This is a genomic window from Streptomyces sp. NPDC025784 (assembly GCF_055558435.1).
This window is the reverse complement of record NZ_JBVHMN010000023.1, coordinates 134002-160731: the sequence shown is the minus strand read 5'-3', so window position 1 is coordinate 160731 and position 26730 is coordinate 134002. Positions and strand designations below refer to the sequence as shown.

At 70.9% G+C, this 26730-nt stretch carries 22 protein-coding genes and 1 pseudogene; 13 read left to right on the top strand and 10 right to left on the bottom strand.

The features are described 5' to 3' along the window. Positions 1–44: 44 nt before the first annotated feature. The 3 genes from trxA to ACZ4IF_RS37940 all read right to left on the bottom strand — a co-directional run bounded on the left by trxA (position 45) and on the right by ACZ4IF_RS37940 (position 1408). Entirely contained in the window at positions 45–377 is a 333-nt protein-coding gene (trxA, locus tag ACZ4IF_RS37950; protein WP_359501724.1) for a thioredoxin, read from the bottom strand. Then, entirely contained in the window at positions 374–802 is a 429-nt protein-coding gene (locus ACZ4IF_RS37945; RefSeq protein ID WP_467571637.1) for a MerR family transcriptional regulator, read from the bottom strand. Before ACZ4IF_RS37945 ends, trxA begins: the two co-directional genes overlap by 4 nt. Before the next feature lie 90 nt (positions 803–892). After that, positions 893–1408, bottom strand: a complete 516-nt coding sequence (locus ACZ4IF_RS37940) for an Lrp/AsnC family transcriptional regulator (RefSeq protein ID WP_359501707.1) — start codon at positions 1406–1408, stop codon at positions 893–895. A 120-nt stretch (positions 1409–1528) separates the two neighbouring features. On the opposite strand from ACZ4IF_RS37940, the gene ACZ4IF_RS37935 reads away from it, so the two are divergent. Both ACZ4IF_RS37935 and ACZ4IF_RS37930 read left to right on the top strand, forming a co-directional pair. Then, entirely contained in the window at positions 1529–2434 is a 906-nt protein-coding gene (locus tag ACZ4IF_RS37935) for an NAD-dependent epimerase/dehydratase family protein (RefSeq protein WP_467571633.1), read from the top strand. Between the two features lies 1 nt (position 2435). Beyond that, positions 2436–3359, top strand: a complete 924-nt coding sequence (locus ACZ4IF_RS37930) for an aldo/keto reductase (protein ID WP_467571630.1) — start codon at positions 2436–2438, stop codon at positions 3357–3359. Positions 3360–3377: 18 nt separating this feature from the next. Here the strand turns inward: ACZ4IF_RS37930 and ACZ4IF_RS37925 are convergent. The 3 genes and pseudogenes from ACZ4IF_RS37925 to ACZ4IF_RS37915 all read right to left on the bottom strand — a co-directional run bounded on the left by ACZ4IF_RS37925 (position 3378) and on the right by ACZ4IF_RS37915 (position 7071). Continuing rightward, positions 3378–4264: pseudogene (locus tag ACZ4IF_RS37925) on the bottom strand (NAD(P)-dependent oxidoreductase). A gap of 144 nt (positions 4265–4408) precedes the next feature. After that, on the bottom strand, positions 4409–5182 hold the full coding sequence (locus tag ACZ4IF_RS37920) for a DUF2127 domain-containing protein (protein WP_467571628.1): 774 nt from the start codon (positions 5180–5182) through the stop codon (positions 4409–4411). Positions 5183–5304: 122 nt separating this feature from the next. Then, on the bottom strand, positions 5305–7071 hold the full coding sequence (locus tag ACZ4IF_RS37915) for an MFS transporter (RefSeq protein ID WP_467571625.1): 1767 nt from the start codon (positions 7069–7071) through the stop codon (positions 5305–5307). A 216-nt stretch (positions 7072–7287) separates the two neighbouring features. Here ACZ4IF_RS37915 and ACZ4IF_RS37910 point away from each other — a divergent pair, with 216 nt between their 5' ends. Further along, positions 7288–7905 carry a TetR/AcrR family transcriptional regulator gene (locus ACZ4IF_RS37910; protein ID WP_467571622.1) on the top strand — a complete coding sequence of 206 codons (618 nt, stop codon included), beginning with the start codon at positions 7288–7290 and terminating at the stop codon, positions 7903–7905. A gap of 133 nt (positions 7906–8038) precedes the next feature. Here the strand turns inward: ACZ4IF_RS37910 and ACZ4IF_RS37905 are convergent, their stop codons facing one another. Beyond that, entirely contained in the window at positions 8039–9451 is a 1413-nt protein-coding gene (locus tag ACZ4IF_RS37905; RefSeq protein WP_467571620.1) for a cation:dicarboxylate symporter family transporter, read from the bottom strand. Positions 9452–9615: 164 nt separating this feature from the next. On the opposite strand from ACZ4IF_RS37905, the gene ACZ4IF_RS37900 reads away from it, so the two are divergent. Further along, positions 9616–11301, top strand: coding sequence for an ATP-binding protein (locus ACZ4IF_RS37900; protein WP_467571617.1), 1686 nt, complete (start codon positions 9616–9618; stop codon positions 11299–11301). Next, a complete protein-coding gene (locus tag ACZ4IF_RS37895; protein ID WP_359501689.1) occupies positions 11298–11975 on the top strand; it encodes a response regulator in 678 nt (225 codons plus the stop codon). The genes ACZ4IF_RS37900 and ACZ4IF_RS37895 overlap by 4 nt, the downstream gene beginning before the upstream one ends. Positions 11976–12114: 139 nt before the next feature. On the opposite strand, the gene ACZ4IF_RS37890 is transcribed toward ACZ4IF_RS37895, so the two are convergent. Continuing rightward, on the bottom strand, positions 12115–12675 hold the full coding sequence (locus tag ACZ4IF_RS37890) for a hypothetical protein (protein ID WP_467571614.1): 561 nt from the start codon (positions 12673–12675) through the stop codon (positions 12115–12117). 71 nt (positions 12676–12746) lie between these two features. On the opposite strand from ACZ4IF_RS37890, the gene ACZ4IF_RS37885 reads away from it, so the two are divergent. The 4 genes from ACZ4IF_RS37885 (at position 12747) to ACZ4IF_RS37870 (ending at position 17150) form a co-directional block, all read left to right on the top strand. Further along, positions 12747–13697, top strand: coding sequence for a 5'-methylthioadenosine/S-adenosylhomocysteine nucleosidase (locus ACZ4IF_RS37885; RefSeq protein ID WP_467571611.1), 951 nt, complete (start codon positions 12747–12749; stop codon positions 13695–13697). A gap of 270 nt (positions 13698–13967) precedes the next feature. Continuing rightward, entirely contained in the window at positions 13968–15332 is a 1365-nt protein-coding gene (locus tag ACZ4IF_RS37880) for an extracellular solute-binding protein (RefSeq protein ID WP_467571608.1), read from the top strand. A 35-nt stretch (positions 15333–15367) separates the two neighbouring features. After that, a complete protein-coding gene (locus tag ACZ4IF_RS37875) occupies positions 15368–16261 on the top strand; it encodes a carbohydrate ABC transporter permease (protein WP_467571652.1) in 894 nt (297 codons plus the stop codon). A gap of 1 nt (position 16262) precedes the next feature. After that, positions 16263–17150, top strand: a complete 888-nt coding sequence (locus ACZ4IF_RS37870) for a carbohydrate ABC transporter permease (protein ID WP_234021344.1) — start codon at positions 16263–16265, stop codon at positions 17148–17150. Here the strand turns inward: ACZ4IF_RS37870 and ACZ4IF_RS37865 are convergent. Beyond that, positions 17067–19334, bottom strand: coding sequence for a tetratricopeptide repeat protein (locus tag ACZ4IF_RS37865; protein WP_467571605.1), 2268 nt, complete (start codon positions 19332–19334; stop codon positions 17067–17069). The genes ACZ4IF_RS37870 and ACZ4IF_RS37865 overlap by 84 nt on opposite strands. Positions 19335–19659: 325 nt before the next feature. Between ACZ4IF_RS37865 and ACZ4IF_RS37860 the strand changes: the two genes are divergently transcribed. Next, positions 19660–20289, top strand: a complete 630-nt coding sequence (locus ACZ4IF_RS37860; protein WP_467571650.1) for an XRE family transcriptional regulator — start codon at positions 19660–19662, stop codon at positions 20287–20289. A gap of 177 nt (positions 20290–20466) precedes the next feature. Here ACZ4IF_RS37860 and ACZ4IF_RS37855 read toward each other — a convergent pair whose 3' ends face one another. Further along, entirely contained in the window at positions 20467–21492 is a 1026-nt protein-coding gene (locus ACZ4IF_RS37855) for an ATP-dependent 6-phosphofructokinase (RefSeq protein WP_028804276.1), read from the bottom strand. A gap of 279 nt (positions 21493–21771) precedes the next feature. On the opposite strand from ACZ4IF_RS37855, the gene pta reads away from it, so the two are divergent. The 3 genes from pta to pyk all read left to right on the top strand — a co-directional run bounded on the left by pta (position 21772) and on the right by pyk (position 26661). Then, entirely contained in the window at positions 21772–23862 is a 2091-nt protein-coding gene (pta, locus tag ACZ4IF_RS37850; RefSeq protein WP_467571603.1) for a phosphate acetyltransferase, read from the top strand. Continuing rightward, entirely contained in the window at positions 23859–25154 is a 1296-nt protein-coding gene (locus tag ACZ4IF_RS37845) for an acetate kinase (RefSeq protein WP_467571600.1), read from the top strand. Before pta ends, ACZ4IF_RS37845 begins: the two co-directional genes overlap by 4 nt. 73 nt (positions 25155–25227) lie before the next feature. After that, the gene (gene pyk, locus ACZ4IF_RS37840) at positions 25228–26661 is read left to right on the top strand and encodes a pyruvate kinase (protein ID WP_359501666.1); all 1434 of its coding nucleotides are present in this window, start codon (positions 25228–25230) and stop codon (positions 26659–26661) included. Positions 26662–26730: the final 69 nt, after the last annotated feature.

Below are 26730 nucleotides of genomic sequence, written 5' to 3'. Positions count from 1 at the left end.
TTCTCGTATATCGGCCCGGATGCGGGCTCGTTCGCCGGGTGCGGTCAGAGCACGTCGGCGAGCTCTTCCAGCAGCCGTCGCTTGGGCCGGGCGCCCACCATCGACCTCACCGGCTCCCCACCGCGGAACACCATGAGCGTGGGCGTCGAGAGCACGCCGTACGCGATGGTCGTCTCGGGGTTCCTGTCCACGTCCAGCTGGACGATCTTGATCCGGTCGCCCTCCTCGAAGGCGATGTCGCCGAGCACCGGGGCGAGCTGCCTGCACGGTCCGCACCAGTCGGCCGTGAACTGCACGAGCACGGGCAGGTCCGCCCCGATCACCTCCGTCTCGAAGTCCGCGTCCGTCACCTCGGCCACACCCGCCGCTTTGATCACCACGTCTGCCCTCCCAGTTCGCATACCGGTTCCGGGCCGCCCGGAACCCCCGACTCGGCCGCCAGCTCGTCTCGCGCGTGCTCCGCCCGCACCAGTTGCCCGGCGACCTGCGCGCGCACCGACCGCAGCTCCTCGATCAGCGTGTCGAGCTCACCGAGCTTGCGGCGGTAGACCGCGAGCGACGCGGGACACGAGTCGCCCTCGGGGTGCCCGGCCCGCAGACACTCCACGAAGGGGCGTGTCTCCTCCAGGTCGAACCCGAAGTCCTGCAGTGTCCTGATCTGCCGCAGCAGCCGCAGGTCGTGCTCGTCGTAGGTGCGGTAACCGTTCTCGCCGCGCCGCGCGGGCAGCAGCCCCCGCGACTCGTAGTAGCGCAGGGTCCGGGTGGTCGTCCCGGCGCGTGCCGCCAGCTCGCCGATTCGCATGCCTGCGACGGTAGTCCTTGACGCCGACGTCAAGGCAAACCCTCCGGGCGCCCGACCGGCCCGTCCGGTGCCGGCCCGGCCGCCGCGGGTTCAGGCCGGCGGCAGCAGCGGCTTCCGCTCCACCGGGGAGGACAGCACGATCGACGTCGTCGTACGCCCCAGCGCGGAGGTCTGCTCCAGGATCTCCTCCAGGTGGATGGTGTCCTCGACGGCCACCTTGAGGATCCAGCAGTCCTCGCCGACGACGTGGTGGACCTCCACGACCTCGGGTCGCTCCAGCAGCTCCAGCGTCCTCGGGTGCTTCAGGGTGTAGCCGCCGTGCGGATTGACCCGGATGAAGGCCTGGATGCCGTAGCCGAGGCGAGGCGGCGAGACATGGGCGCCGTAGCCGGTGATGGCGCCTGCCGACTCCAGGCGGCGGACGCGCTCGGCGACGGCCGCCGGGCTCAGCCGGACGCGGCGGCCGAGTTCGCTGAGCTTGATCCGGCCGTCGCTCTGGAGCTCCTCCAGGATCTGCCGGTCGAGCGCGTCGAAGGCCACCGACGTTTCGTTGGCGGCTGCGCGCAGATGCCGTGGTTCCTTCTGTGCCGCGGCCGGATCTCCCATGTCTCCCCCTTCAGACCTCCTGCGTACGACGGGAGAATTATCACCACAAGAACCGGCCCGCCGAAGGCTTCGAAGCACGCCGGGCCACACGGAATGCGAAGCGGATGGGGGGCGTTCGTCATGCGCGAGATATGTGTCATCGGCGGAAACCGGTATTTCGGAAAGCGTCTGATAGCCAGGCTGCTGGCCGCGGGAGACCGGGTCACCGTGATCAACCGGGGGTCGTCGGCACCGCCCGCGGGGGCAATTCATCTCGTCGCGGACCGCAATGACGAGAAGTCCCTGGAGAACGCGCTGGGTTCGCGGACGTTCGACGTCGTGATCGACCAGGTCTGCTACACGCCACGGCAGGCCCGGATCGCGCGGCGCGTCTTCGCGGACCGCACCCGGCGCTATGTGATGACGTCGACCGTGGAGGTGTACGAGTACGAGGACTCGGTGGACCTCGTGGGCGAGGAGGCCGTGGATCCCCGTACCGTCGCCGTCGACCTCACGCTGCCCTGGGACGACCCGGAGTTCCTGGAGACGCACTACGGCGAGGGCAAGCGGCAGGCCGAGGCGGTCCTCGCGGCCGGTCCCGCCTTCCCGTACGTGGCCGTCCGCGTCGCCCATGTGCTGGGCGGCGACGACGACTTCACCGGGCGCCTCGACCACTACGCGGACCGCATCCGCACGGGCGATCCGATCGCGGTGCCCGCCGTGAACCGCCCGGCGACCTACGTCCATGTCGAGGAGATCGCGGACTTCCTCGTCTGGGTGGCGGGCCAGGACTTCACCGGCCCGGTGAACGCCGCCTCCCACGGGGTGCTCACCACCGAGGAGCTGTGCGCGGCGGTGGCGGTCCACGTCCCCGGGGGCAGGACCGTCTTCCGGAGCGTCGAGGTCGGGGAGGTCTCCCCGTTCTCGTTCGCCCGCTTCTACGGCATGGACAACTCCCGGGCCAAGAAGCTCGGTTTCACCTTCGGCGGGACGGACGAGTGGCTGCCGCGCGCGGTCGCCGAGACGCTCGGAAAGGAGAACGGCTGACATGCGCCACCGCACTCTGGGAGAGGTGAACGTCGGCGCGATCGGCCTCGGCGCGATGCCCCTGTCCATCGAGGGCCGCCCGGACGAGGCGCGGGCCCTGGCCACGGTGCACGCCGCTCTGGACGCGGGCGTGACCCTGCTCGACACGGCCGACTCCTACCACCTGCCGGGCGCCGAACCCGGCCACAACGAGCAGTTGGTGGCCCGCGCGCTGGCGACGTACGGCAAAGACACGGGCGACGTTCTGGTGACCACGAAGGGCGGACGCGGCAGACCCGCCGACGGCAGCTGGACGGTGACGGGTTCGCCACGCCATCTGAAGTCGGCCGCGCGGGCCTCGCTCAAGCGCCTCGGGGTGGACGCGATCGGCCTCTACCAGCTGCACAAGCCCGACCCGTCCGTCCCGTTCGAGGAGTCCGTCGGCGCGCTGCGCGAACTCCTCGACGAGGGCACGGTCCGGCTGGCCGGCATCTCCAACACCACCACCGCGCAGATCCGCGCCGCCCGTGCGATCCTCGGCGACCGGCTGGTCTCGGTGCAGAACCAGTACTCGCCCGCGGTCCGGGACAGTGAGGAAGCGCTGCGGCTGTGCGCCGAGCTGGGCATCGCCTTCCTGCCCTGGAGCCCGCTGGGCGGGATCTCGCGCAGCTCCCTGGACGGCCCGCCCACGGCGCGGTCCGCGACGGGCGCCCCACCGGGGACCGGGCCGCGGTCCGGCCCCTTCGGGGCCTTCCACGCGGTGGCCCGCGAACGCGGGGTCAGCCCCCAGCAGGTCTGTCTGGCCTGGCTGCTGGCGCAGTCGCCGACCGTGATCCCGATCCCGGGCGCGAGCCGACCCGAGACCATCCGGGACTCGGCCGCGGCGGCCGACCTGGTCCTGACTCCTCAGGAGCTGGACCGCCTCGACGCGACGACCGGCCGGTAGGGCGCGCCGCCCGGCCGGTCACCCCCGGACGACCTCGACGGTGCTCGCCCAGCTGTCGGCCGCGTGACCGCGGGCGACGGCACGGTCGGCGATCTCCTTGACCGAGCGCAGGGTGCTCACGTCGAGGCCGCGGTGCTCGGCGGCTTCCAGCACATGGCCCGCTCCCGCGGCCATCATGGCGAGGCTCGCGGCGGCGCCGGGATAGCGTCCCGCGTCGATGTCCTCGGCGGTGCCGGCCGCGATGGGCGGCAGGATGGCGGCGATGGTGTCCAGGTAGGGGGCGAGCGAGGCGGCCGGGACGCCGTCCGCCCCGGCCGGCGCGAAGGCGTGCACGAGTCCCGCCATGCTGGAGTAGAAGAAGTCGAGCAGCGCCAGGTCGTACACGGCGGCGAGGCCCGGGTCCTCGCCCAGGTACGCGGGTCGCCCGCCGAGCGCCCTCAGCGCGCTCTCGTGCTTGTCGTACGCCGCCCGCGGCCCGCTGTAGAAGACCAGCGCGTCGGGCCCGCCGATCACCGGGACCGGGACCATGATCGAGCCGTCGAGGTGGTCGATGCCGCGCTCGTCCGCCCAGGCGGCGGCGGCGCGGGCCCGCTCGGGGTGTGCGACGTCAGGTTCACCAGGACGCGTCCCGGCAGCTCGTCCGCGGTGGAGTCGAGGACGGCCCGCACCGCCCCGTGATCGACGACGCAGACGACGACCAGCTCGGCGGCACGGACGGCTTCCTCGGCACTGTCCGCGCGGCGGGCGCCCTGCGCGACGAGGTCGTCGCCCTTGCCGGGCGAGCGGTTCCAGACGGTGGTGCGGTGCCCCGCGCGGAGGAAGGCGGCGGCGAGGGCCTGTCCCATGGCGACCAGACCGAGCACGGCGACAGCGGTGTTCTCCAGGTCGTTCGTCATGCCGGCCATGCTGGTCGGGTGGACAACTTCCCACAAGTACCGACTATTCGGTCAGCTACTGACCAAAAGGTAAGCATGCGGCGGACGCGGAGTCCTGCGGACGGCCCCGTGCCCGCGCAGGGGCTCGGGGCGCACCGCGACGGGACGGGGCCGCTACGCGTGGGCGGGTTCGAGGCCCGCCGACTCCTCCACCTCCAGCAGCGAGGCGCTGTGCCGCTCCGCCTCGAACGCCCGGTGGCCGCCGCGCAGTCCGAACAGCCGCTTGGCCAGGGCGATGTAGAGCACCGCGAGGATGTTGAGGACCAGTGTGGTGATCTTCAACCAGCTGACGTGCTCGGTGAGTTCGTAGATCTCCAGCGGGAGGAAGGCGGCGGTGGCGACGACCGTGAGGTATTCCGCCCAGCGCTTGGCGTACCAGAGGCCGACCGCCTCGACGAGCTCGATCGCGGCGTACACCAGGAGCAGCACGGCCACCAGCACCAGGGTGGAGTGCCGGTAGCCGAAGGTCTTCTGGACGGTGCCGACCACGGGTGAGTGGTCGAGGTCGTAGTGGAAGTGCCGGAAGACCGGGCGGAAGACGTCGAGGTACTCGTCGAAGAGCCGGCGCACCGCGTCCTGGCTGTTGCTGAACTTCCAGACGGCCGCCGCCACCAGCACGATGAACACCCCGCGCACGGCCCGCTCGACGGCGAGGAAGCGCAGGATGAACAGGTCGCGCAGGACCTTGCCGCGCGGTACGAGCGGGGCCTCGTCGGCGGGCCCGGACCCGTGCGGGTCGCCGAGCGCGAAGTCGCCGCAGCGCAGACAGCGCCAGGCCTCGCCGAGACCCGTCTCGGCGCGCAGCCGCTCGCGCAGGGCCCGCTCGTCGGGCGCGTACGTGACGTGACCGCGCCGGGCGCAGGTGCGCCGGTCCCAATCGATCTTCATGCTCCGTGTCCTTTGCCGAACGTGCCGTGCCGTGCCGGTCCGACCGGCACGGCACGGTGATGCATGTCCTACGAGACGGCGGCCCTCAGGGTCACGGTTGCGAACGGATGTTCAAGAAAGGGTCAGCGACGGGCTCCGCTCGCGGGCTCGGGCGCGTCCTTCTCCTCGACCGCGCCGTCGGGCGCCTCCTGCGCGGCGCCGCCCTCGGTCTCGACCTCGGGTCCGACTCCGGCTCCGGCTCCGGCCTCGGCTTCGAGGCCCTCGGCGCCCGTACGCGCCTTCCGGGGCAGGAGGAAGGCGACGAGCACCGTGCCCACAGCCAGGATCACCGCTCCGACGAGGCTCGTGTGTGCCACCGCGTCCGAGAAGGACGAGCCCACCGCGTCCGCCATCCGACGTGCGCCCTCGGCGAGTTGGCCGGCCTGGGCCTTCAGCTGCGCGGCCTGCTCGGGACTGCCCGCGTGGGCGGCCTGTTCGCCGGCCTGGCGGGCCCTGTCCCCGATGCCCTGGGCGACGGCGTATCCGGCGCCGACCGAATCCTGCGCGGTGGACAGGGCGTTCGCCGGGAGCCTGCTGCCCGCCGTCGCGTCCGACAGGTGCGAGGAGTACGCACTCGACAGGACCGAGCCGAGGACGGCGATGCCGAGCGAGCCGCCGAGTTCCAGCGAGGTGTCGTTGACCGCGCCGCCGACGCCCAGCTCGGACTCGGGGAACGCGCCCATGATGGCGTCCGTGCAGGGCGACAGGGCGAGCCCGATCGCGAGTCCCAGGACCACGAGGGGCACGACGAGATCGCCGTACGACGATGCCGCGTCGACCCGGGTGAGCAGGGCGAGCGCCGCGGTGCCGCCGACCATGCCCGCGGTGACCGTGATCTTCATGCCGACGCGCGGGGTGAGGTAACCGGTGAGCGCCGAGCCGACGAAGACGGCTCCGGCGAGCGGCAGCATGCGCACCCCGGTGTCCAGCGCGTCGTAGCCGAGGACGAACTGGAGGTGCTGGGTGAGGTAGTAGAAGGCGCCGAAGACGGCCAGGAAGAAGAGCGCGACGGCGAGGTTCGAGCCCGCGAAGCCGCGATGGGCGAATCGGCGTACGTCGACCACCGGACGCGGGTGGCGCAGTTCCCACACTACGAACAGCGTGAGGCCGACGCCCGCGACGACCGCGGCGGTGACGGCGTTGACGCCCCAGCCGAAGTGCGGACCCTCGATGATCATGTAGACCAGCGAGCCGATCCAGACCACCGACAGCAGGCCGCCCACGTAGTCGATGCGGTGCCGGTGCGCCGCCTTGGACGGCGGTACGAGGACGAGGGCGCCGACGATCGCGACCGCGGCGATCGGCACGTTGATGAGGAACGTGGACGACCAGCCGTGGTGCTCCAGAAGCGCTCCGGCGACCAGCGGGCCCGCCGCGATGGCGAGTCCGGCGGTGGCGGTCCACAGGGTGATCGCCTTGGCCCGCTCCGCGCGGGGGAAGGTCGCGGCGAGCAGGGAGAGGGTCGCCGGCATGATCAGCGCGGCCCCGACACCCATCACGGCGCGGGTCGCGATCACCCCGGTGGAGCCGTCGACGAGCGACCCGGCGACGGCGCCGCCCCCGAAGACGACGAGCCCGAGGACCAGGGCGCCACGACGGCTGTACTTGTCGCCGATCGCGCCGAGCAGCAGCATCAGCGCGGCGTACGGGACGGTGTAGCCGTCGATCACCCATTGCAGATCGGCACTGGACAGGCCCAGGTCCTGGGTCATGTCGGGTGCCGCGACCGTGAGGGCGGTGTTCGCCATCACGATGATCAGCAGGCTCAGGCAGAGCACCAGGAGCGCCCACCAGCGCCGGGCGTAGGGACGCTCCATCCTCTCGACGGGTTCGTTCATGACGAGACGCATGGCTACGGGTCGCCCTTTCCTCGGTCGACGCGCACGGCGGTCGGCCGGCGCGAACGCGTGTACCGCGAGATCCACTTGCACAGCACTGTGCATTTGCACAACGATGTGCAATGTACGTCGCTGCACAGTACTGTGCAAATCGAGGAGGTGGAGGCCTTGTGCCCGAGGACGGGAGGTCGGCGCACGACGGACGGCGGCCGACGAAGGACAGGCAGAATGGGGGTCATGACCACGGGTAACCTCAGCCGCGCGGACGTGAACCGCCGCCGCATCCTCGACGTCGCCCTCGCCGAGCTGCTGCGCGACCCCGACGCGTCCATGGACCAGATCGCACGGGCCGCGGGCGTCGTACGGCGCACGGTGTACGGGCACTTCCAGAACCGTGAGGCCCTGATCAGCGACCTCGTCGACGAGGCGGTGGACTCGGTGGCGGCGGCGCACGCGGCCGGCCGCGAAGGCGTCACCGACCCGGCCGAGTCACTGGTCCGCTCCACGCTCGCCGTCTGGGAGATCGCCGACCGCTACCGGCTGCTCGTCGCCCTCGCCCAGCGCAGCGTCACCATGCAGGGCATCCGGGACCGCCTCACCCCCGTCCGCGAATCCTGCGCGGACATCCTGCAGCGGGGCCTCGACCAGGGCGTCTTCGAGTCGCCGCTGCCCCCGTACGCACTGGCCTACGTCCACGAACAGACACTGTTCGCCCTGATGGAGGCGGTGAACGACGGACTGCTGCCCACGCAGGAGGCGGGCCGCTCCGCCGCGGTCACCATCCTGACCACGGCCGGCGTGCCCGCCTCGCGCGCCACCGAGCTGGTGGCCGAACTGAGCGCCTGACACACCGAACGGCCGGGTCCACGGGGGAAGAACCCGGCCGCTCGGCGACCTCGGGGGGCGTACCCGACCGGGCGGACACCCCCGTCGGCAGGGCGCGCCCCGTTCAGGAAGGCACGCCCTGTTCGCAAAAGTCCTACGCCTTCGCCAGCTCCTTCTCGCCGCCCTGCTCGGGCAGCTCGCTCCGGCCGGCGCTGTCGTCGTCCAGCAACGTCCGCTCGTCGAAGGGCAGTTCACCGGCGAGGACACGGTTGACGCGGTCCTTGTCGACCTCGCCCGTCCAGGTGCCGATGAGCAGCGTCGCCACCGCGTTGCCCGCGAAGTTGGTGACGGCACGCGCCTCGCTCATGAAGCGGTCGATGCCGATGATCAGGCCGACACCGTCCACCAGGGCGGGCTTGTGCGACTGGAGACCGCTGGCCAGGACGGCGATACCGGAGCCCGAGACGCCGGCCGCGCCCTTGGAGGCGACCATCATGAAGAGCAGCAGCCCGATCTGCTGGCCGATGCTCATCGACTGGTCCATCGCGTCGGCGATGAACAGCGAGGCCATCGTCAGGTAGATCATCGTGCCGTCGAGGTTGAAGGAGTAACCCGTCGGCACGGTGATGCCGACGACGGGGCGGCTGACGCCCAGGTGCTCCATCTTCGCGATGAGCCGCGGCAGCGCGGACTCGGACGACGAGGTGGACACGATCAGCAGGAACTCACGGCCCAGGTACTTCAGCAGCTGGAAGAGGCTGACCCTGGCCACCAGCTTCGTCAGCGTGCCCAGCACGATCACGACGAAGAGGAAGCAGGTGATGTAGAAGCCGAACATGATGGTGGCCAGCGCCTTGAGCGCGTCCATGCCGGTCTCGCCGATGACCGCGGCCATCGCGCCGAAGGCGCCGACGGGTGCCGCCCACATGATCATGCCGAGGACGCGGAAGACCAGCTTCTGGATGTGCTCGACGCCCCGCAGCACCGGCTCGCCCTGGCGCCCCATGGCCTGCAGGGCGAAACCGACGAGCAGCGCGACGAGCAGCGTCTGGAGCACCTGGCCCTCGGTGAAGGCCGACACGAACGTGGTCGGAACGATCCCGAGCAGGAAGTCGACCGGCCCCTCGGCGGCGGCCTCGGCCTGGGTGTGCCCCACGCCCTTCACGGCCTCGGTCAGGTGCATCCCGCTGCCCGGGTGGACGATGTTGCCCACGACCAGGCCGATGGCCAGCGCCACGAAGGACATGGCGATGAAGTAGCCGAGCGCGAGCCCGCCGACCTTGCCGACCCTGGCGGCCTTCCGCACCGAGCCGACGCCGAGCACGATCGTGCAGAAGATGATCGGCGAGATCATCATCTTGATCAGGTTGACGAAGCCCGTACCGAGCGGCTTCAGCTCCACGGCGAAGTCCGGCGCGGCGAACCCGACGGCGATGCCGAGGCCCACCGCGGCGATCACGGCGATGTAGAGGTAGTGCGTGCGGTCCCGCTTCACAGCGGGCGCGTCAGGTGCCGTTGGGGATGTACTGGCCACGGCTGCCCTCCTTGACGACGTCGTCGGCATCATCCGGCGTGCGGCTCACGTCCGGCGGAACCCGGCGTGCGGCTCACGTCCGGGGAATCCGGGAGGCGTGGACTCCCGGGCGATGCGGTGACTATCTCCCGGGCTGTGAGGGCGGTCACCCTTCTGTTCATTTAGTTCGCGCTTATCAGGCGAGGCAGACTGACGGCATGCGTTTCCCCCGTGCCCCGCGCCCCCGCAGCCTGGCGGGGCAGCTCTTCGCGATGCAGGCCGTGCTGATCGCGGTGCTCGTCGCCGGGTACGCGCTGTTCACCTATGTCAGCGACCGCAGCCAGGCCGAGGAGTCGGCGGGCCGGCAGGCCATGGGCGTGGCGCGCTCCGTCGCGGACGCGCCCTCGGTGCACGCGGCGATCCGCACCGAGGACCCCTCGAAGGACCTGCAGCCGTACGCGCTGCGGGTGCAGCGGCACACCGGCGTCGACTTCGTGACGATCATGGACCCGCGGGGCATCCGCTGGACCCATCCCGACGAGAACCGGATAGGCCAGCACTTCCTCGGCCACACCGGTCCCGCACTGGCGGGCCGGTCCTTCACCGAGACCTACACCGGTACGCTCGGCCCGTCCGTCCGCGCCGTCACCCCGATCCGGGACGACGGCCGCATCGTGGGGCTCGTCAGTGCCGGCATCAAGGTCGAGGCGATCACCAAGCGGGTGCAGGACCAGGTCACCGCCCTCGTCGGGGTCGCGGCGGGTGCCCTGGCCCTCGGCGGCATCGGCACGTACGTCATCAACGCCCGGCTGCGCCGCTCCACGCACGGCATGAACGCCGCCGAGCTCAGCCGCATGCACGACTACCACCAGGCGGCGCTGCACGCCGTGCGCGAGGGACTGCTGATGCTGGACGGGCAGTTCCGGGTGGCGCTGATGAACGACGGCGGGCGGGAGCTGCTCGGCGTGAGTGACGACGCGGTGGGCCGTTCGGTGGCGGACCTCGGGCTGCCCGCCCCGCTGACCGGCGCGCTGCTGTCCGCGCAGCCGCGCGTCGACGAGGTGCACCTGACCGCGTCCCGTGTGCTGGTCGTCAACACGTCCCCGGTCTCCGGTGGTGAACGCCGTGGCACGGTGGTCACCCTGCGCGACGTGACCGAGCTCCAGGCCCTGACGGGCGAGCTCGACTCGGAGCGCGGCTTCACCCAGGCGCTGCGCTCCCAGGCGCACGAGGCCGCGAACCGCCTGCACACCGTGGTGTCCCTCATCGAGCTGGGCCGTGCCGACGAGGCCGTCGACTTCGCCACGGCGGAGCTGGAACTGGCGCAGGCGCTGACCGACCAGGTGGTGGCGGCGGTCAGTGAGCCGGTCCTCGCGGCGCTGCTGCTCGGCAAGGCGGCGCAGGCGAACGAACGGGGTGTGGAGCTGGTGGTGTCCGACGACAGCGCCATCGACGACGGTCTGCTCCCGGATTCCCTGCCCTCCCGGGACCTGGTCACCGTCCTGGGCAATCTGATCGACAACGCGGTGGACGCGGCGCAGGGGACGACCGGCGCCCGGGTCACGGTGACGGCGTACACCGACGAGTCCGTGCTGGTGATGCGGGTCGCCGACACCGGTGCCGGGGTGGATCCGGCGCACACCGAACAGCTCTTCCAGCGCGGCTGGACCACGAAGCCGGCGGGGCCGGGCGGACGCGGTCTGGGGCTGGCGCTCGTGCGGCAGACCGTGGGGCGTCACGCGGGCAGGCTGACGGTGCGCGAGGCGGCCGGGGGCGGGGCGGAGTTCGAGGTGCGGTTGCCGTTGCCCGCGGTGCCGCCGGCCGAGCGGTCCACGATGTCCACCGTGCCCGGGCCCGCGCGGCCCGAGGCCGTCCAGCCCGCTCTGCCCGGAGGCGACGCATGACCGACCCGATCCGCGTCCTGGTCGTCGAGGACGACCCGGTCGCCGCCGACGCGCACGTCATGTACGTCGGGCGGGTGCCCGGGTTCACCGCGGTCGGCAAGGCCCACACGGGCGCGGAGGCCCGTCGCGCGCTGGACCGGACACCGGTGGACCTGCTGCTCCTCGATCTGCATCTGCCGGACGTGCACGGGCTGCAACTGGCCCGCTCGCTGCGCGCCGCCGGTCACCACGCGGACGTGATAGCGGTGACGTCCGCCAGGGATCTGGCCGTGGTGCGCGAGGGGGTGTCGCTCGGGGTGGTGCAGTACGTGCTGAAGCCGTTCACCTTCGCCACCCTGCGCGACCGGCTGGTCCGTTACGCCGAGTTCCACGCGGCGGCCGGTGAGGCGAGCGGCCAGGACGAGGTGGACCGCGCCCTGGCCACCCTGCGCGCTCCCGGTCCGGCCGCGCTCCCCAAGGGGCTGAGTGCCCCGACCCTGGAACGTGTCTCCGTCGTCCTCCGGGACTGCGCCGACGGTCTGACGGCGGCCGGGGTCGCCGAGGCCGTCGGGATCTCCCGGATCACGGCCCGGCGCTATCTGGAGCACCTGGTCGAGGCCGGGCGGGCGGCACGTGCTCCGCAGTACGGTCAGGTGGGGCGGCCGGAGCTGCAGTACCGCTGGGTCAAGGGCTGACCGGGCGGCGGGTTCAGCCGTTGGGGAGGATGACCGCCCGGCCGTTGATCTTGCCCGCGCACTTGGCGCAGATCCCGAGTGGCACACGCCGGCGGGGCATGACGTCTCCCCCCGGACACGCGAAACGGACCAATGACCGTCAACCCGCAGAAGGTGGACCCACCGGCGCGGCGAAAGGTTGCGCGTACAGCACCACTTGGACTCCCAGACCCGCGACCGCCAGCGCCTCGGCCACCGACAGCGCCACCAGCCCGGCGGAGACCTGACCGCTCGCCCAGTACACGACCAGCCCCGCGAGCGGCACGAGACAGAACGCGAGCAGATCGACCCCGCACTGGATGACCTTGCGCGACGCCCTGCGCGCGTCGCCGCGATGGGCGGTCTCCCACCTGAAGGCGGCCTCGCCTCCGGTGAGTTCGGCGAGTCGCGGCCCCAACTCGCCCCTGACGTACGCCCCGATCGCGGAGATCTTCTCGTCGTTGACCAGGTAGGTCCACCCGAGGACGACACAGACGGGCGGCAGCGCCAGCAGCATGGCCGCCTGCCTGGCCTGCGCGGACGCGGCGACGACGGCGGCCACCACCGCGAGCGTCACGTACAGCAGATTGTCCCGGAACCCGATCCGCGCCCGCTGCTCGTCCTTCACGCTCTGGTACTCGGCGAGCAGCAACTGCCCCCCGTTGACGCCCTGCTCCGACACGTGCGCCTCCCCCTTCTCCTGCGAGCACCAACACGCCCTCTGGGCAGGCGACTTGGCAGTACCTTAAGAGTGTGCCGGAGTCAGAACCCACCGTCGTGGTCCTCACCGCGCTCCCGTCCGAGTACGAGGCCGTGCGCCGACGGCTCTCGGACGCGGAGGAACTGGAACATCCCGCGGGGACGCGGGTGGAACGGGGCCGGCTCGCCGACACCCCTTGGTACGTGGCCGTGGCGGAACTGGGCGAGGGCGCCCTGAACGCGGCCGTGCTCACCGAGCGCATCGTGGCCTGGCTGCGCCCCGAGGCGCTGCTCTTCGTGGGCGTGGCGGGCGGACTCAAGGACGACATCGAGATCGGCGACGTCGTGGTGGGCACGAAGGTGTACGGCATCCACGGCGGCAAACAGACCGACAAGGGCTTCCACGTCCGCCCCGAGGCCTGGCGTTCCTCCCACCGCCTGGAACAGGCCGCCCGGTTCGCCCTGCGCGGCAAGGTGCACCTGAAACCGATCGCCGTCGGCGATATCGTGCTGGCGGACGCGAAGTCGGACGTCGCCGAGCATCTCAGGACCCACTACAACGACGCCGCCGCCATCGAGATGGAGGGCTCGGGAGTCGCCCATGCGGCGCACCTCAGCGATCGGCTGGACGCGCTCGTGATCCGCGGGATCAGCGACTCCGCAGACGTGGGGAAGGCGGCGGCCGACGCGTCGGGCTCCCAGCCGCGCGCCGCCGACGAGGCCGCGGCGGCGATGGTCGCGATCCTGCGCAAGCACCGGCCCCTGCGCGACCGCACGGCCCCTCCGGGCACCCCGGACGACTCCGGCTCCCAGGAGGGCCCCTTTCCCCGTTCCGAGTACGGCGGCGACCATCTCGATTTCCGGGGCAGCACGTTCCACGGGCCGTTCGTGGCGAAGTCGGTGGGAGGGCGAGCACCGATGCCTCCCGCCTCCCGCGAGCCGGGGGTGCCGGATCGCGACGCCGCCTGCCTCGTCGGTGACCCCGCCGAGGAGGCCGCCATCTGAACAGCCTCGGTTATGCCATGCGCATGCTGGGCGATGTCGAGGCCGCGGTCGACGCCCACACCAAGGCCCGCGATCTGTACCGGACGCATCGAAGCGCACCTACTTCGAGAAGGCCGCCGACGTCTTCGCCCGGGCCGACGCCGACGACGAAGCCGCCCAAGCCCGAGCCGCCGCAAGGTCATTGACCTGACATACGCACACCTCCTAAGTTCACCGAGCAGACAACTCAGCTCGCCCGACAACGATGTCGGTCAGTAGGAGGTCGTGCCCGTGCGCCCCACCGCCACCCCACTTCTGCTCGCGACAGTGCTCGCCGCCACCACACTCACCGCATGCGGATCCGGGTCGGGGAGTGACCCCGACACCGTGAAGATCTCCTTCAAACAGTCGACCGACAACTCGGTCCGGGTGATGGACACCTACCTGGCCGACATGAAGAAGCAGTTCGAGAAGGCCAACCCGGGCAAGAAGGTCGAGCTCGTCCCGATCAAGGCCCCGGACTCGGAGTACTACACCAAGCTCCAGCAGATGCTCAGGTCGCCCAAGACGGCCCCCGACCTGGTCTACGAGGACACCTTCCTCATCAACTCCGACATCACGAGCGGGTACTTGAAGCCCCTCGACACCTATCTCGACAAGTGGTCGGACTGGGGCCAGTTCATCGACACCGCGAAGGCGGCGGCGAAGGCGCAGGACGGGAAGACGTACGGCGTCCCGGACGGCACGGACACCCGCGGCCTCTGGTTCGACAAGGGGATATTCAAGAAGGCGGGCCTGCCCGAGGACTGGCAGCCGAAGACGTGGGACGACGTCCTGTCCGCCGCGCGCACCATCAAGAAGAAGGTCCCCGGCGTCACGCCCCTGAACGTCTACACCGGCAAACCCGCCGGTGAGGCCGCCACCATGCAGGGCTTCGAGATGCTGCTGTACGGGACGGGCGACGGACGGTCCGACCCCCTGTACGACTCCGCCTCGAAGAAGTGGATCGCCCCCGGCCAGGCCTTCGAGGACTCCCTCGGCTTCGTGGAGACGGTCTACAAGGAGAAGCTCGGCCTCGACGTCCCCGACGCCCTGGACCCCAACATCCAGACCCGGATCCGCGGCGAGCTGCTGCCCAAGGGCAAGCTCGGCATCAACCTCGACGGCAGCTGGCTCCCGCAGGACTGGCTGAAGGGGGCCGGGCACGAATGGCCCGAGTGGTCCCAGAAGCTCGGCCTCGCCTACATGCCCACCCAGCACGGCCAGGCACCGGGCAAGGTGAGCATGTCGGGCGGCTGGACGTGGTCGATCCCGGCCAAGGCGGCCAACCCCGACCTGGCCTTCAAGTTCATCGAGACGATGCAGACCAAGGCCAACGCCCAGAAGTGGTACATCGCCAACTCCGGTATCGCGGTGCGCAAGGACGTCGCCGCCGACCCCGCCTACGTGCAGGCGCAGCCCGGCATCAAGTTCTTCACCGACCTGGTCGCGAGCACGCACTACCGGCCCGCGTACCCGGCGTACCCGAAGGTCTCGACCGCCATCCAGGAGGCCATGGAGAGCGTCACCACGGGTGACAGTTCGGTCGACAAGGCGGCGAGCGGCTACGACGAGGAACTGAAGGCGGCCACCGACAACCAAGTGATCGAGAAGTGAGCGTCGGTACGCACACGGCGTCCCCGGTCGGCACGGTGGGCAAGACGTCCGCCCCCGTGCGCCGGGGAGGTCTCCTGCGCTCCCTGACCCGTGCCCTGCCGCTCGCCCCGGCCGTCGTCCTGCTGCTGCTCTTCCTCGCCGGCCCGATCGCCTACTGCGCGTACATCGCCTTCACCGACCTCCAGCTCACCGGTCAGGCCCAGTCGTCCTTCGTCGGCCTGGAGAACTTCCGTGCGGCGTTCCGGGACGACGCGTTCCGCAACGCCGTCTGGCTGACGCTGGTGTTCACGGTGGTCTCGTCACTGCTCGGCCAGAACACGCTGGGTCTGGCGCTCGCCTCGCTCATGCAGCGTGCGTCCAAGCCCGTCCGCACCGTGGTCGGCGGGATCGTCGTCACGGCCTGGGTGCTGCCGGAGGTGGTGGCGGGATTCCTGCTGTACGCCTTCTTCCGCCGTGAGGGGACGCTGAACGTCATCCTCGAATGGCTCCATCTCCCCACCCAGAACTGGATGTTCACCCTGCCGATCCTCGCGGTGTCCTTCGCCAACGTGTGGCGCGGGACGGCCTTCTCGATGCTGGTCTACTCGGCTGCCCTGAACGAGATCCCGAAGGAGATCACGGAGGCCGCCGAGGTCGACGGAGCCGGTGGCTGGCGGCGCCTGTGGCACATCACCCTGCCGATGATCCGCCGCTCCATCGGCACGAACCTGATGCTCAACACCCTGCAGACGCTGTCCGTCTTCGGGCTGATCTGGGTGATGACGCGCGGTGGCCCGGGCAACCGCAGCCAGACCCTCCCGCTGTTCATGTACGAGCAGGCCTTCCAGAAGAGCATGATCGGGTACGGGACGGCGGTGGCGCTGCTGCTCCTGGTGGTGGGCTCGCTGTTCTCGCTGGTCTACATGCGCCTGCTGCGGACGGAGGTGTGAGATGGCCGTACTGACCCGCGGGACGACGCTCAAGTCGCGTCCCACCGGGCGGGGTGTGACCCTCAAGTCGCGCCGGACGGGCCGGAGGCTGGCCGCGGACGCCGGGCTCCTCGTCGTGGCGGCGGCGTTCTCGCTGCCGCTGGCCTGGGTGGTCCTGTCCTCGCTGGACGCGCACGCCGATCTGCGGGTGAAGGCGCCGGACGGCCTCACCCTGTCCAACTTCGACGCCGTCCTGAAACCGGACATCACCTTCACCCCCCTGCTCAACAGTCTGATCCTGTGCGGCGGAGGCACCCTGCTCACCGTGGTGTGCGCGGCGCTGGCGGCCTATCCGCTGTCGCGTTTCCGCTCGCGCCTGAACCGCCCGTTCCTCCTGACGATCCTCTTCGCGACGAGCCTGCCGATCACGGCGATCATGGTGCCGGTGTACGCGCTGTTCGTGCAGGTGAATCTGATCGACACCATGCAGGGCACGATCTACTTCTTCGCCGCCTCCCAACTGCCCTTCGCCATCTGGCTGATGAAGAACTTCATGGACGGGGTGCCGAAGGAGCTGGAGGAGGCGGCCTGGACGGACGGGGCGTCCTCCCTCCAGTCCCTGGTGCGCATCGTGCTGCCGCTGATGGGGCCGGGCGTGGCCGTCGTGACGGTCTTCTCCTTCGTCATGATGTGGGGGAACTTCTTCGTCCCCTTCATGCTGCTGCTGACACCGGACCAGATGCCGGCGTCCGTGAGCATCAACGAGTTCTTCGGCAACCGCGGCATGGTGGTGTACGGGCAGCTGGCGGCGTTCTCGATCATCTACTCAACGCCGGTCCTGCTCCTGTACGTACTGGTCGCCCGCCGCCTCGGCGGAGGATTCGCACTGGGGGGTGCGGTCAAGGGCTGAGACGCCCGGAAAGCCGGGGAGCGGCGGACCGGACCCGTGCGGGTATCCCCAGCCGGATTCGGCCGGTGCGGGCGCCGGCACCTCGGCCTCGGCGAGAGCCCGCGCGGCCCGGTCGGGGGCGTCGGCCTCGGTGAAGGCCCGGGCGGCCCGGAGCCAGCAGTCGCGTGCCTGGTGCGGGGCGCCGGCCGCTCCGTGGGCCCGCGCGAGGTTCTCCAGGGCCCGGCCGGTCCGGTACCAGTCCTCGAACTCGTGGTAGATCCCCACGGCTCTGCGGTACGACTCGATCGCCTCCCGCACGCGTCCCGCCTGCATCAGCGCGCTGCCGAGGTTGTTGCAGGCGATGCCCTCGCGGTGGCGGTCCCCGGTCGCCCTGAACAGTCCCTGGCCGCGGGTGTGGGCGTTGATGGCCGCCGCCGCGCGGCCGTCCTGCGCCAGCGCGAGACCGAGGGTGGTCCAGGCGATGGCCTCACGGTGCCGGTCCCCGGCCGTGAGCTGGTACAGCGCGAGAGCGCTGTTGAGCGCGTCGATCGCGTCCGCGGGGCGGTCCTCGTCGCGCAGGGCCGCGCCGAGGCTGCTCAAGGCGATCGCCTCACCGTGCCGGTCGCCGGCCAGCTGATAGCGCTGCCGGGCGTGGGTGAGGGCCTCGATGGCGTCCGCCGCCCGGCCCGCGCCGCCGAGGGCGTTGCCCAGATTGCTCCAGGCGGCGGCCTCGCTGCGATGTTCCCCGGCGTGTTCCGCGGCCTGCTGGGCGGCGCTGCTCACCACGATCAGGTCGTCGAAGTGGCGCCGCCAGTCCAGGTAGACGGCGAGCAGTTCGGCCAGCCGTACGGCCGCGGCGGCGTACCGCTCCTCCTGCGCCCACTGCACGGCCGCCACCAGTCCGGCCCGCTGCTCGTCCAGCCACTCCAGCGCCGCCGCCCGGTCGGCGAACAGCTCGGGCTCCGGCATTCCGTCCAGCCAGCGCAGCCGGGCGTCCGCGTCCCCCGTCCACCGGCAGAAGAACGCGAGCACCCGCGAGCGGGCCGCTTCCCCCTCCTGTGCGAGCGCCGGGTCCCGCTTCACCATGTCGATCCCGAACGCCTTCACGAGGTCGTGCAGCCGCCATCGGCCGCGCCGGGTGCCCTGTTCGACGAGATGGGCGCGAGCCAGTGCCTCCAGGGTCCGCACCGGTGGGCTCTCTGCGCCGATCAGCGCGTTGACGACCTGTGTGGTGACTTCGGGTCCGGGTGCGAGCGCGAGCAGTCCGAGGAGGCGGGTCTGCTCGGGCGACAGCCGGCGGTAGGACAGTTCGAAGGCGGCGCGGACGCTGCGCTCGCCGTCGTCGAGGGCGAGCGGGTCCCGTAGCTCCGTCAGTTCGGCCGTGAGTTCGGCGACCGGCTTCGACCGGTCCAGTGCCAGGCGGGCGGCCGCGATCTGGAGGGCGAGCGGCAGGTGCTTGCAGAGCGAGGCGAGCTCCTCGGCGGCCGCGGCCTCGTGACGGATCCGGTGGTCGTGGGGATCCGCCAGCCTCAGGGCCCGGTCGAGGAGGTCGAACGCGGCCCGGGGGGTCAGCTCGTCCAGCGGCAGGAGTCTGGCCCCGTGCTGGGGCAGACGTTCGCGGGAGGTCACCAGGAGGCGGTGGTTGACGCCGCCGCCGGGAAGGAGGAACCGCACCTGCTCCGACAGGCCGACGTTGTCGGCCAGGATCAGCATCGGTCCCCGTTCGCGGGCCCGCTCGGCCAGCGCCGAGCGGTACAGCGCGGCCCGCTCCTCCGCCCTGCTCGGGATGTGCTGGGACGCGGTGCCGAGGGCCCGCAGCAGAGCCTCCAGGGCCTGTTCGGCGCTGACGGATTCCTCGTTGTAGTCGTATCCGTGCAGGTCGACGAAGAGCACTCCGCCGGGAAACCAGCCCCGCTCGCACGCCTGGTGCGCCGCTTCCACCGCGAGCGCCGTCTTGCCGATGCCGCCGAGCCCCGACACGGCGGTGACGACGACCGTGGCGGGACCGCCGGACTTGGACGGGGCCAGCACGTCCAGCAGCACCCGCAGCTCGCTGTCCCGGCCGGTGAAGCCGCCGACCCGCATGGGCAGCGCGTCCAGCGCGGTGGGCGCCGGCCCGTGCTCGTGGAATTCGGCCTTCGCGGTGAAGGGACCCGTGAAATTCCCGCCCCGGAAGTCGAGATGGTCCCCGTCGTACTCGGTCATCGTGCTGTCCCCCGTGCCGCCTCCGAACCTCGCCCGACATCACAGTACGCCGCACCTGCCGACCCAACACCCGTGCTGGACAGGCGACTTGGCGATACCGTATGGAGCGCGCCACGACGGAACCGCCGCAGCGGCACGGGTGGCCTTCGGCCGTCCCGACGACGGCCGGAACCGTATGTTCCTACAATCCGTGATTGTGGCCGAACAGCCCGTAGTCACCGCTGCACCGCGCCCATACTTTGTGCGCGTGCAGCTACCGCAGGCCCATCAGCCCACCCCGCCCTTCAATGCTCCCGCAGCCCGCAGACTGCGGGCTGCGCTCGGCATGGGGCCCGAGCACGTCGCCTACGGCATGCGGGCCTCGTACGGACTGCCGTACGTCACTCCGGACCTGGTCACGGCCTGGGAGCGCGGGATCGCGGCACCGAGCTCACCCGAACTCACCGCGCTCGCGGGGGTGCTGTGGTGCTCGCCGGGCGAACTCATCGGGGCGCCGCGCACCCTGCGCGAGCACCGGGTCGCACGGGGGCTGGCGCAGGACGACGTGGCCCGCGCGGCCGGTCTGGAACTCCTCGCGTACCAGCGGATGGAGGAGTCCGACGCGTGGCGCGGCAACGAACGCCAGTCGACCGCTCTCGCCGACATCCTCGAACTGTCGCTGCCCGACTTCATCACCGTGACGGGGCGCGACGAGAAGCTCGCGGACCTGCTGCGCAGTGCCATGACGACGCGCTGGCAGGCCTATGTGCGACCGGTCGGGAAGATGGTGCCGCTGGACCGGCACCTCTTGGAGGTCGTCCTGGAGAAGATGCACACGGACTATCAGGGGCAGATGGTCGCCACCCTGAGCTGGGGCGGTGGTTCGGCCGCGGCCGACTCCAGCCAGTCGGGGCGTGACTTCCTCGACCGGATCGTCGATCGTTTCTGGACGATGGTCCAGAGCACCACCGACTGACAGCACCGCCGGTTGCCGCACCTGCCCGCCGCCCCGTGACCGTGCCGGCTCCGGACCCGCCGGAGCCGCGACCGACCGTCAGGGCATCCGGCTCACGGCCCTTCCCTCGGCCGCTGGCTCCCGGCTCAAGGCCACGGCTCCCGGCTCCCGGCTCCCGGCTCCCGGCTCCCGGGACGATCAGAAGACCGACTCGGCCTCGTCCATCCGGTCCTTCGGCACGGTCTTCAGCTCGGTGATCGCCTCGGCGAGCGGCACCATCACGACCTCCGTGCCGCGCAGTGCCGTCATCCTGCCGAAGTCGCCCCGGTGCGCGGCCTCGACGGCGTGCCAGCCGAAGCGGGTGGCGAGGACACGGTCGTACGCGGTCGGCGTGCCACCGCGCTGGATGTGGCCGAGAATGACCGGCTTGGCCTCCTTGCCGAGGCGGCGCTCCAGCTCGCGGGCGAGGGCGGTGCCGATGCCCTGGAAGCGCTCGTGACCGAACTGGTCGATCTCGCCGTGGCCGTAGTCCATGGTGCCCTCGACGGGGTGGGCGCCCTCGGCGACGCAGACGACCGCGAACTTCTTGCCGCGCGAGAAGCGCTCCTCGACCATCGCCACCAGGTGGGCGGGATCGAAGGCGCGCTCGGGCAGGCAGATGCCGTGGGCGCCGGCCGCCATACCGGACTCCAGGGCGATCCAGCCGGCGTGCCGGCCCATGACCTCGACGACCATCACGCGCTGGTGCGACTCGGCGGTCGTCTTGAGCCGGTCCATGGCCTCCGTGGCCACGCCGACGGCGGTGTCGAAACCGAAGGTGCGGTCCGTCGACGAGATGTCGTTGTCGATCGTCTTCGGGACGCCGACGACCGGCAGACCGGCGTCCGCCAGCATGCGGGCGGCGGTCAGCGTGCCCTCTCCGCCGATCGGGATGAGCACGTCGATACCGAATTCGCGAGCCATGTCCTGCGCGTTGTCGCAGGCCTCGCGGAGCCGGTCGCGCTGCAGACGCGAGGAGCCGAGGATGGTGCCGCCGAGAGCGAGGATGCCGCCGACCGCGTCGAGGTCGAGGGTGCGGAAGCGGCCTTCGAGCAGGCCGGCGTACCCGTCCTCGAAGCCGATGACCTCGTCGCCGAAGTTGGTGACCGCTCGGTGCACGACCGACCGGATCACTGCGTTCAGGCCGGGGCAGTCGCCGCCTGCGGTGAGAACTCCGATGCGCATCGTGCTGTGTCTCCTGCTCGCTGTTGATGCCGGTGAGCCGATCCGATTGTTTCATGGCTCCCCGGCAGCGTCGCTTCCGTCCTGTGCATCCCGGTCTGCACCTCGTGACCTCGGGTCCGGCGGGCGCCTTATCCAGCCGCAGGGGTATTGTCAAGAGGGTTCTGCTCACCTCAGCGGGCCATTTTTCCGCGCCGTAAAGCGGGCAGGGTCGCGAAGAGTACGGACCACGAAGACCACGACGCCCCGAAGTGCACGATCGGGATGAAACGGAGAGCACGCGTGACGCGCAGCGTGTACGTGACCGGAATCGACCGCGGCGACGGCCGCCAGGTCGTCGAGCTGGGGGTCATGGAGATCCTGACCCGCCAGGTCGACCGGGTGGGGGTGTTCCGTCCGCTTGTGCACGACGGTCCGGACCGGCTCTTCGAGCTGCTGCGCTCCCGCTACCGGCTGTCCCAGGACCCGGCGACGGTGTACGGCATGGACTACCACGAGGCGTCCGCGCTCCAGGCCGAGCAGGGCACCGACGAACTGGTGTCGACGCTCGTCGACCGTTTCCACGCCGTCGCCCGCGAGTACGACGTCGTCCTCGTCCTCGGCACCGACTTCGCCGCCACCCAGCTCCCCGACGAGCTGGCCCTGAACGCGCGGCTCGCCAACGAGTTCGCCGCGTCCGTGATCCCGGTCGTCGGCGGTCGCGGGCAGAACGCGGAGTCGGTCCGCGCCGAGACGCGCAACGCCTACCGTGCCTACGACGGGCTCGGCTGCGACGTGCTCGCCATGGTCGTGAACCGGGTGGCGCCCGAGGACCGCGCCGAGATCCTCGAACGGCTCGACTCCCGCCTGCCGGTGCCCTGTTACGTGCTGCCCGACGAGCCCGCGCTCGCCGCGCCCACCGTCGCGCAGATCACCCAAGCCCTCGGCGGCAAGGTGCTCCTCGGCGACGACGCCGGGCTGGCCCGCGACGCGCTCGACTTCGTCTTCGGCGGCGCGATGCTGCCGAACTTCCTGCGCGCCCTGACCCCGGGCTGCCTCGTGGTCACCCCGGGCGACCGCGCCGACCTCGTCGTCGGCGCGCTCGCCGCGCACAGCGCCGGCACTCCCCCGATAGCCGGCGTTCTGCTGACCCTGAACGAGCGGCCCAGCGACGACATCCTCACCCTGGCGGCACGTCTCGCCCCCGGCACCCCGGTCGTCTCGGTGGCCGGGACCTCCTTCCCGACCGCGGCGGAGCTCTTCTCCCTGGAGGGGAAGCTGAACGCCGCCACACCCCGCAAGGCGGAGACCGCGCTCGGCCTCTTCGAGCGGTACGTGGACACGAGCGATCTGCTGAAGCGGGTCTCCGCCCCGAGCAGTGACCGGCTCACGCCGATGATGTTCGAGCACAAGCTGCTGGAGCAGGCCCGCTCCGACAAACGGCGCGTCGTCCTCCCCGAGGGCACCGAGGAGCGCGTGCTGCACGCCGCCGAGGTGCTGCTGCGCCGCGGGGTGTGCGACCTGACGCTGCTCGGGCCCGTCGACCAGATCCGCAAGAAGGCCGCCGATCTCGGCATCGACCTCGGCGGATGCCAGATCGTCGATCCGCAGACCTCCGAGCTGCGGGACGTCTTCGCGATGAAGTACGCCCGGCTGCGGGCCCACAAGGGCGTGACCGTGGAGCTGGCGCACGACGTGGTCGCCGACGTGAACTACTTCGGCACGCTGATGGTCGAGGAGGGTCTCGCCGACGGCATGGTCTCCGGCTCGGTGCACTCCACCGCCGCCACCATCCGGCCCGCCTTCGAGATCATCAAGACCAAGGCGGACTCCAAGATCGTGTCGTCGGTCTTCTTCATGTGTCTCGCCGACAAGGTCCTGGTCTACGGGGACTGTGCGGTGAACCCCGACCCGAACGCCGAGCAGCTCAGCGACATCGCCATCCAGTCGGCGGCCACCGCCGAGCAGTTCGGTGTGGAGCCGAGGATCGCGATGCTGTCGTACTCGACGGGCACGTCCGGCTCCGGCGCCGACGTCGACAAGGTGCGCGAGGCGACCGAGCTGGTGCGGCTGCGCCGCGCCGATCTGAGCGTCGAGGGGCCGATCCAGTACGACGCCGCCGTCGAACCGTCGGTCGCCGCGACGAAGCTGCCGGAGTCGGAGGTCGCCGGGCAGGCGTCCGTGCTGATCTTCCCGGACCTCAACACCGGCAACAACACCTACAAGGCCGTGCAGCGCTCGGCCGGCGCGATCGCCGTCGGGCCGGTCCTCCAGGGGCTGCGCAAGCCCGTCAACGACCTCTCCCGCGGCGCGCTCGTCCAGGACATCGTCAACACCGTCGCCATCACGGCGATCCAGGCCCAGACCCCCGACCAGAAGGCTTCCCAGCAGTGAGCTCCCATCCGTCGCCCACGACCGCCGCGTCCGGCGGGCCGCGCCCGGCCACCCGTGCCTCGCGCGTCCTCGTCCTCAACTCCGGCTCCTCGTCGGTGAAGTACCAGCTGCTCGACATGCGCGACGGCTCGCGGCTGGCGGTCGGCCTGGTGGAGCGGATCGGCGAGGAGACCTCCCGGCTCAGGCACACTCCGCTGACCGACGGCCGGACCCGCGAACAGGTCGGCCCGATCGCCGACCACGACGCCGCGCTGAAGGCCGTCGCCACGGAGCTGGCCGCGGACGGGCTCGGTCTGGACTCCGCCGAGCTGGCCGCGATCGGCCACCGGGTGGTGCACGGCGGGCAGCGGTTCACCGAGCCGACGGTCGTCGACGACGCCGTGCTCGCGGAGATCGAGCGGCTCATCCCGGTCGCGCCGCTGCACAATCCGGCGAACCTCACCGGCATCCGCACCGCCATGGCACTGCGCCCGGACCTGCCTCAGGTCGCCGTCTTCGACACCGCGTTCCACACGACGATGCCGGAGTCGGCGGCGCGCTACGCGATCGACGTGCGAACCGCCGACGAGCACCGCATCCGCCGTTACGGCTTCCACGGGACCTCGCACGCCTACGTGTCCCGCGAGACCGCGAGGCTGCTCGGCAAGGCGCCCGAGGACGTGAACGTCATCGTGCTGCACCTGGGCAACGGCGCCTCCGCGTCGGCCGTGCGCGGCGGCAGGTGTGTCGACACCTCCATGGGGCTCACGCCGCTGGAGGGGCTCGTGATGGGTACGCGCTCCGGTGACGTGGATCCGGCCGTCATCTTCCATTTGCAGCGTGTTGGCGGGATGTCCACGGACGAGATCGACACTCTCCTCAACAAGAGGAGCGGTCTGATCGGTCTGTGCGGCGACAACGACATGCGGGAGATACGCCGCCGCGTCGACGAGGGCGACGAGCAGGCCCGCCTCGCCTTCGACATCTACATCCACCGCCTGAAGAAGTACATCGGCGCCTACTACGCGGTCCTCGGCCGGGTGGACGCCGTCGCCTTCACCGCCGGGGTCGGCGAGAACGCCGCGCCGGTGCGCGAGGCGGCCGTCGCCGGGCTGGAGCAGCTGGGCCTCGCGGTCGACGGCGACCTGAACGCGGTCCGCAGCGGTGAGCCGCGGCTCATCTCGCCGCGGGCCGCGCGGGTCGCCGTCGCCGTGGTGCCGACGGACGAGGAACTGGAGATCGCCACGCAGACGTATGCGCTGGTCGGAGAGAGCGGTGGGAGCGGCGCCGGACTCGCAGAGAGCAACGCCTGAGCGGCCGTCCGCCCATTTGTATCTTCCGCCAGACGGAATATTCCGTAGCGAAACAAACCGATAGGATCGCCCCATGCGCCGTTCGAAAATCGTCTGTACTCTCGGCCCCGCGGTCGACTCCCAAGAGAAGCTGGTCGCGCTGATCGAAGCCGGCATGAATGTGGCCCGCTTCAACTTCAGCCACGGCACGCACGAGGAGCACCAGGGGCGGTACGACCGCGTCCGGGCCGCCTCGGCCGAGACCGGCAAGGCCATCGGGGTCCTCGCCGACCTCCAGGGCCCGAAGATCCGGCTGGAGACCTTCGCCGAGGGTCCCGTCGAGCTGGAGCGTGGTGACGAGTTCACCATCACCGTCGAGGACGTGCCCGGCGACAAGCACATCTGCGGCACGACCTACAAGGGGCTGCCCGGCGACGTGGCCAAGGGCGACCAGGTCCTCATCAACGACGGCAACGTCGAGCTCCGGGTCGTCGAGGTCGACGGCACCCGGGTCAAGACGGTCGTCATCGAGGGCGGCGTGATCTCGGACCACAAGGGCATCAACCTGCCCGGCGCGGCCGTGAACGTGCCGGCGCTGTCCGAGAAGGACGTCGAGGACCTGCGCTTCGCGCTGCGGATGGGCTGCGACATGGTGGCCCTGTCCTTCGTGCGCGACGCCAACGACGTCAACGACGTCCACAAGGTGATGGACGAGGAGGGCCGCCGGGTCCCCGTCATCGCCAAGGTGGAGAAGCCGCAGGCGGTCGAGAACATGGAGGGCGTCGTCGCCGCGTTCGACGCGGTGATGGTGGCCCGTGGCGACCTGGCGGTGGAGTACCCGCTGGAGAAGGTCCCGATGGTGCAGAAGCGCCTCGTGGAGATGTGCCGCCGCAACGCCAAGCCGGTGATCGTCGCGACCCAGATGATGGAGTCGATGATCACCAACTCGCGTCCGACGCGCGCCGAGGCCTCCGACGTGGCCAACGCGATCCTGGACGGCGCGGACGCGGTCATGCTGTCGGCGGAGTCGAGCGTGGGCGCGTACCCGATCGAGACCGTGAAGACGATGTCGAAGATCGTCGTCGCGGCCGAGCAGGAGCTCCTGTCCAAGGGCCTCCAGCCGCTCGTGCCGGGCAAGAAGCCGCGCACGCAGGGTGGTTCGGTCGCCCGTGCCGCGTGCGAGATCGCGGACTTCCTCGGCGGCAAGGGCCTGGTGGCCTTCACCAAGTCCGGTGACACGGCCCGCCGGCTGTCCCGCTACCGCGCGACCCAGCCCATCCTCGCCTTCACCACGGACGAGGGCACCCGCAACCAGCTCACGCTGAGCTGGGGCGTCGAGTCGCACATCGTGCCGTTCGTGCAGAGCACCGACGAGATGGTCGACCTCGTGGACCAGCAGCTGCAGCAGCTCAAGCGGTTCAACGACGGCGACATCGTCGTGATGACCGCCGGCTCGCCGCCCGGCGTCCCCGGCACCACCAACATGGTCCGGGTGCACCACCTGGGCGAGGGCGGCCACCACGGCTGACCGCCGGGCCCCGTACGCCGCTGAGGGCGCCCCCTGTGACAGGGGGCGCCCTCAGCGTCTTCTGCGGCT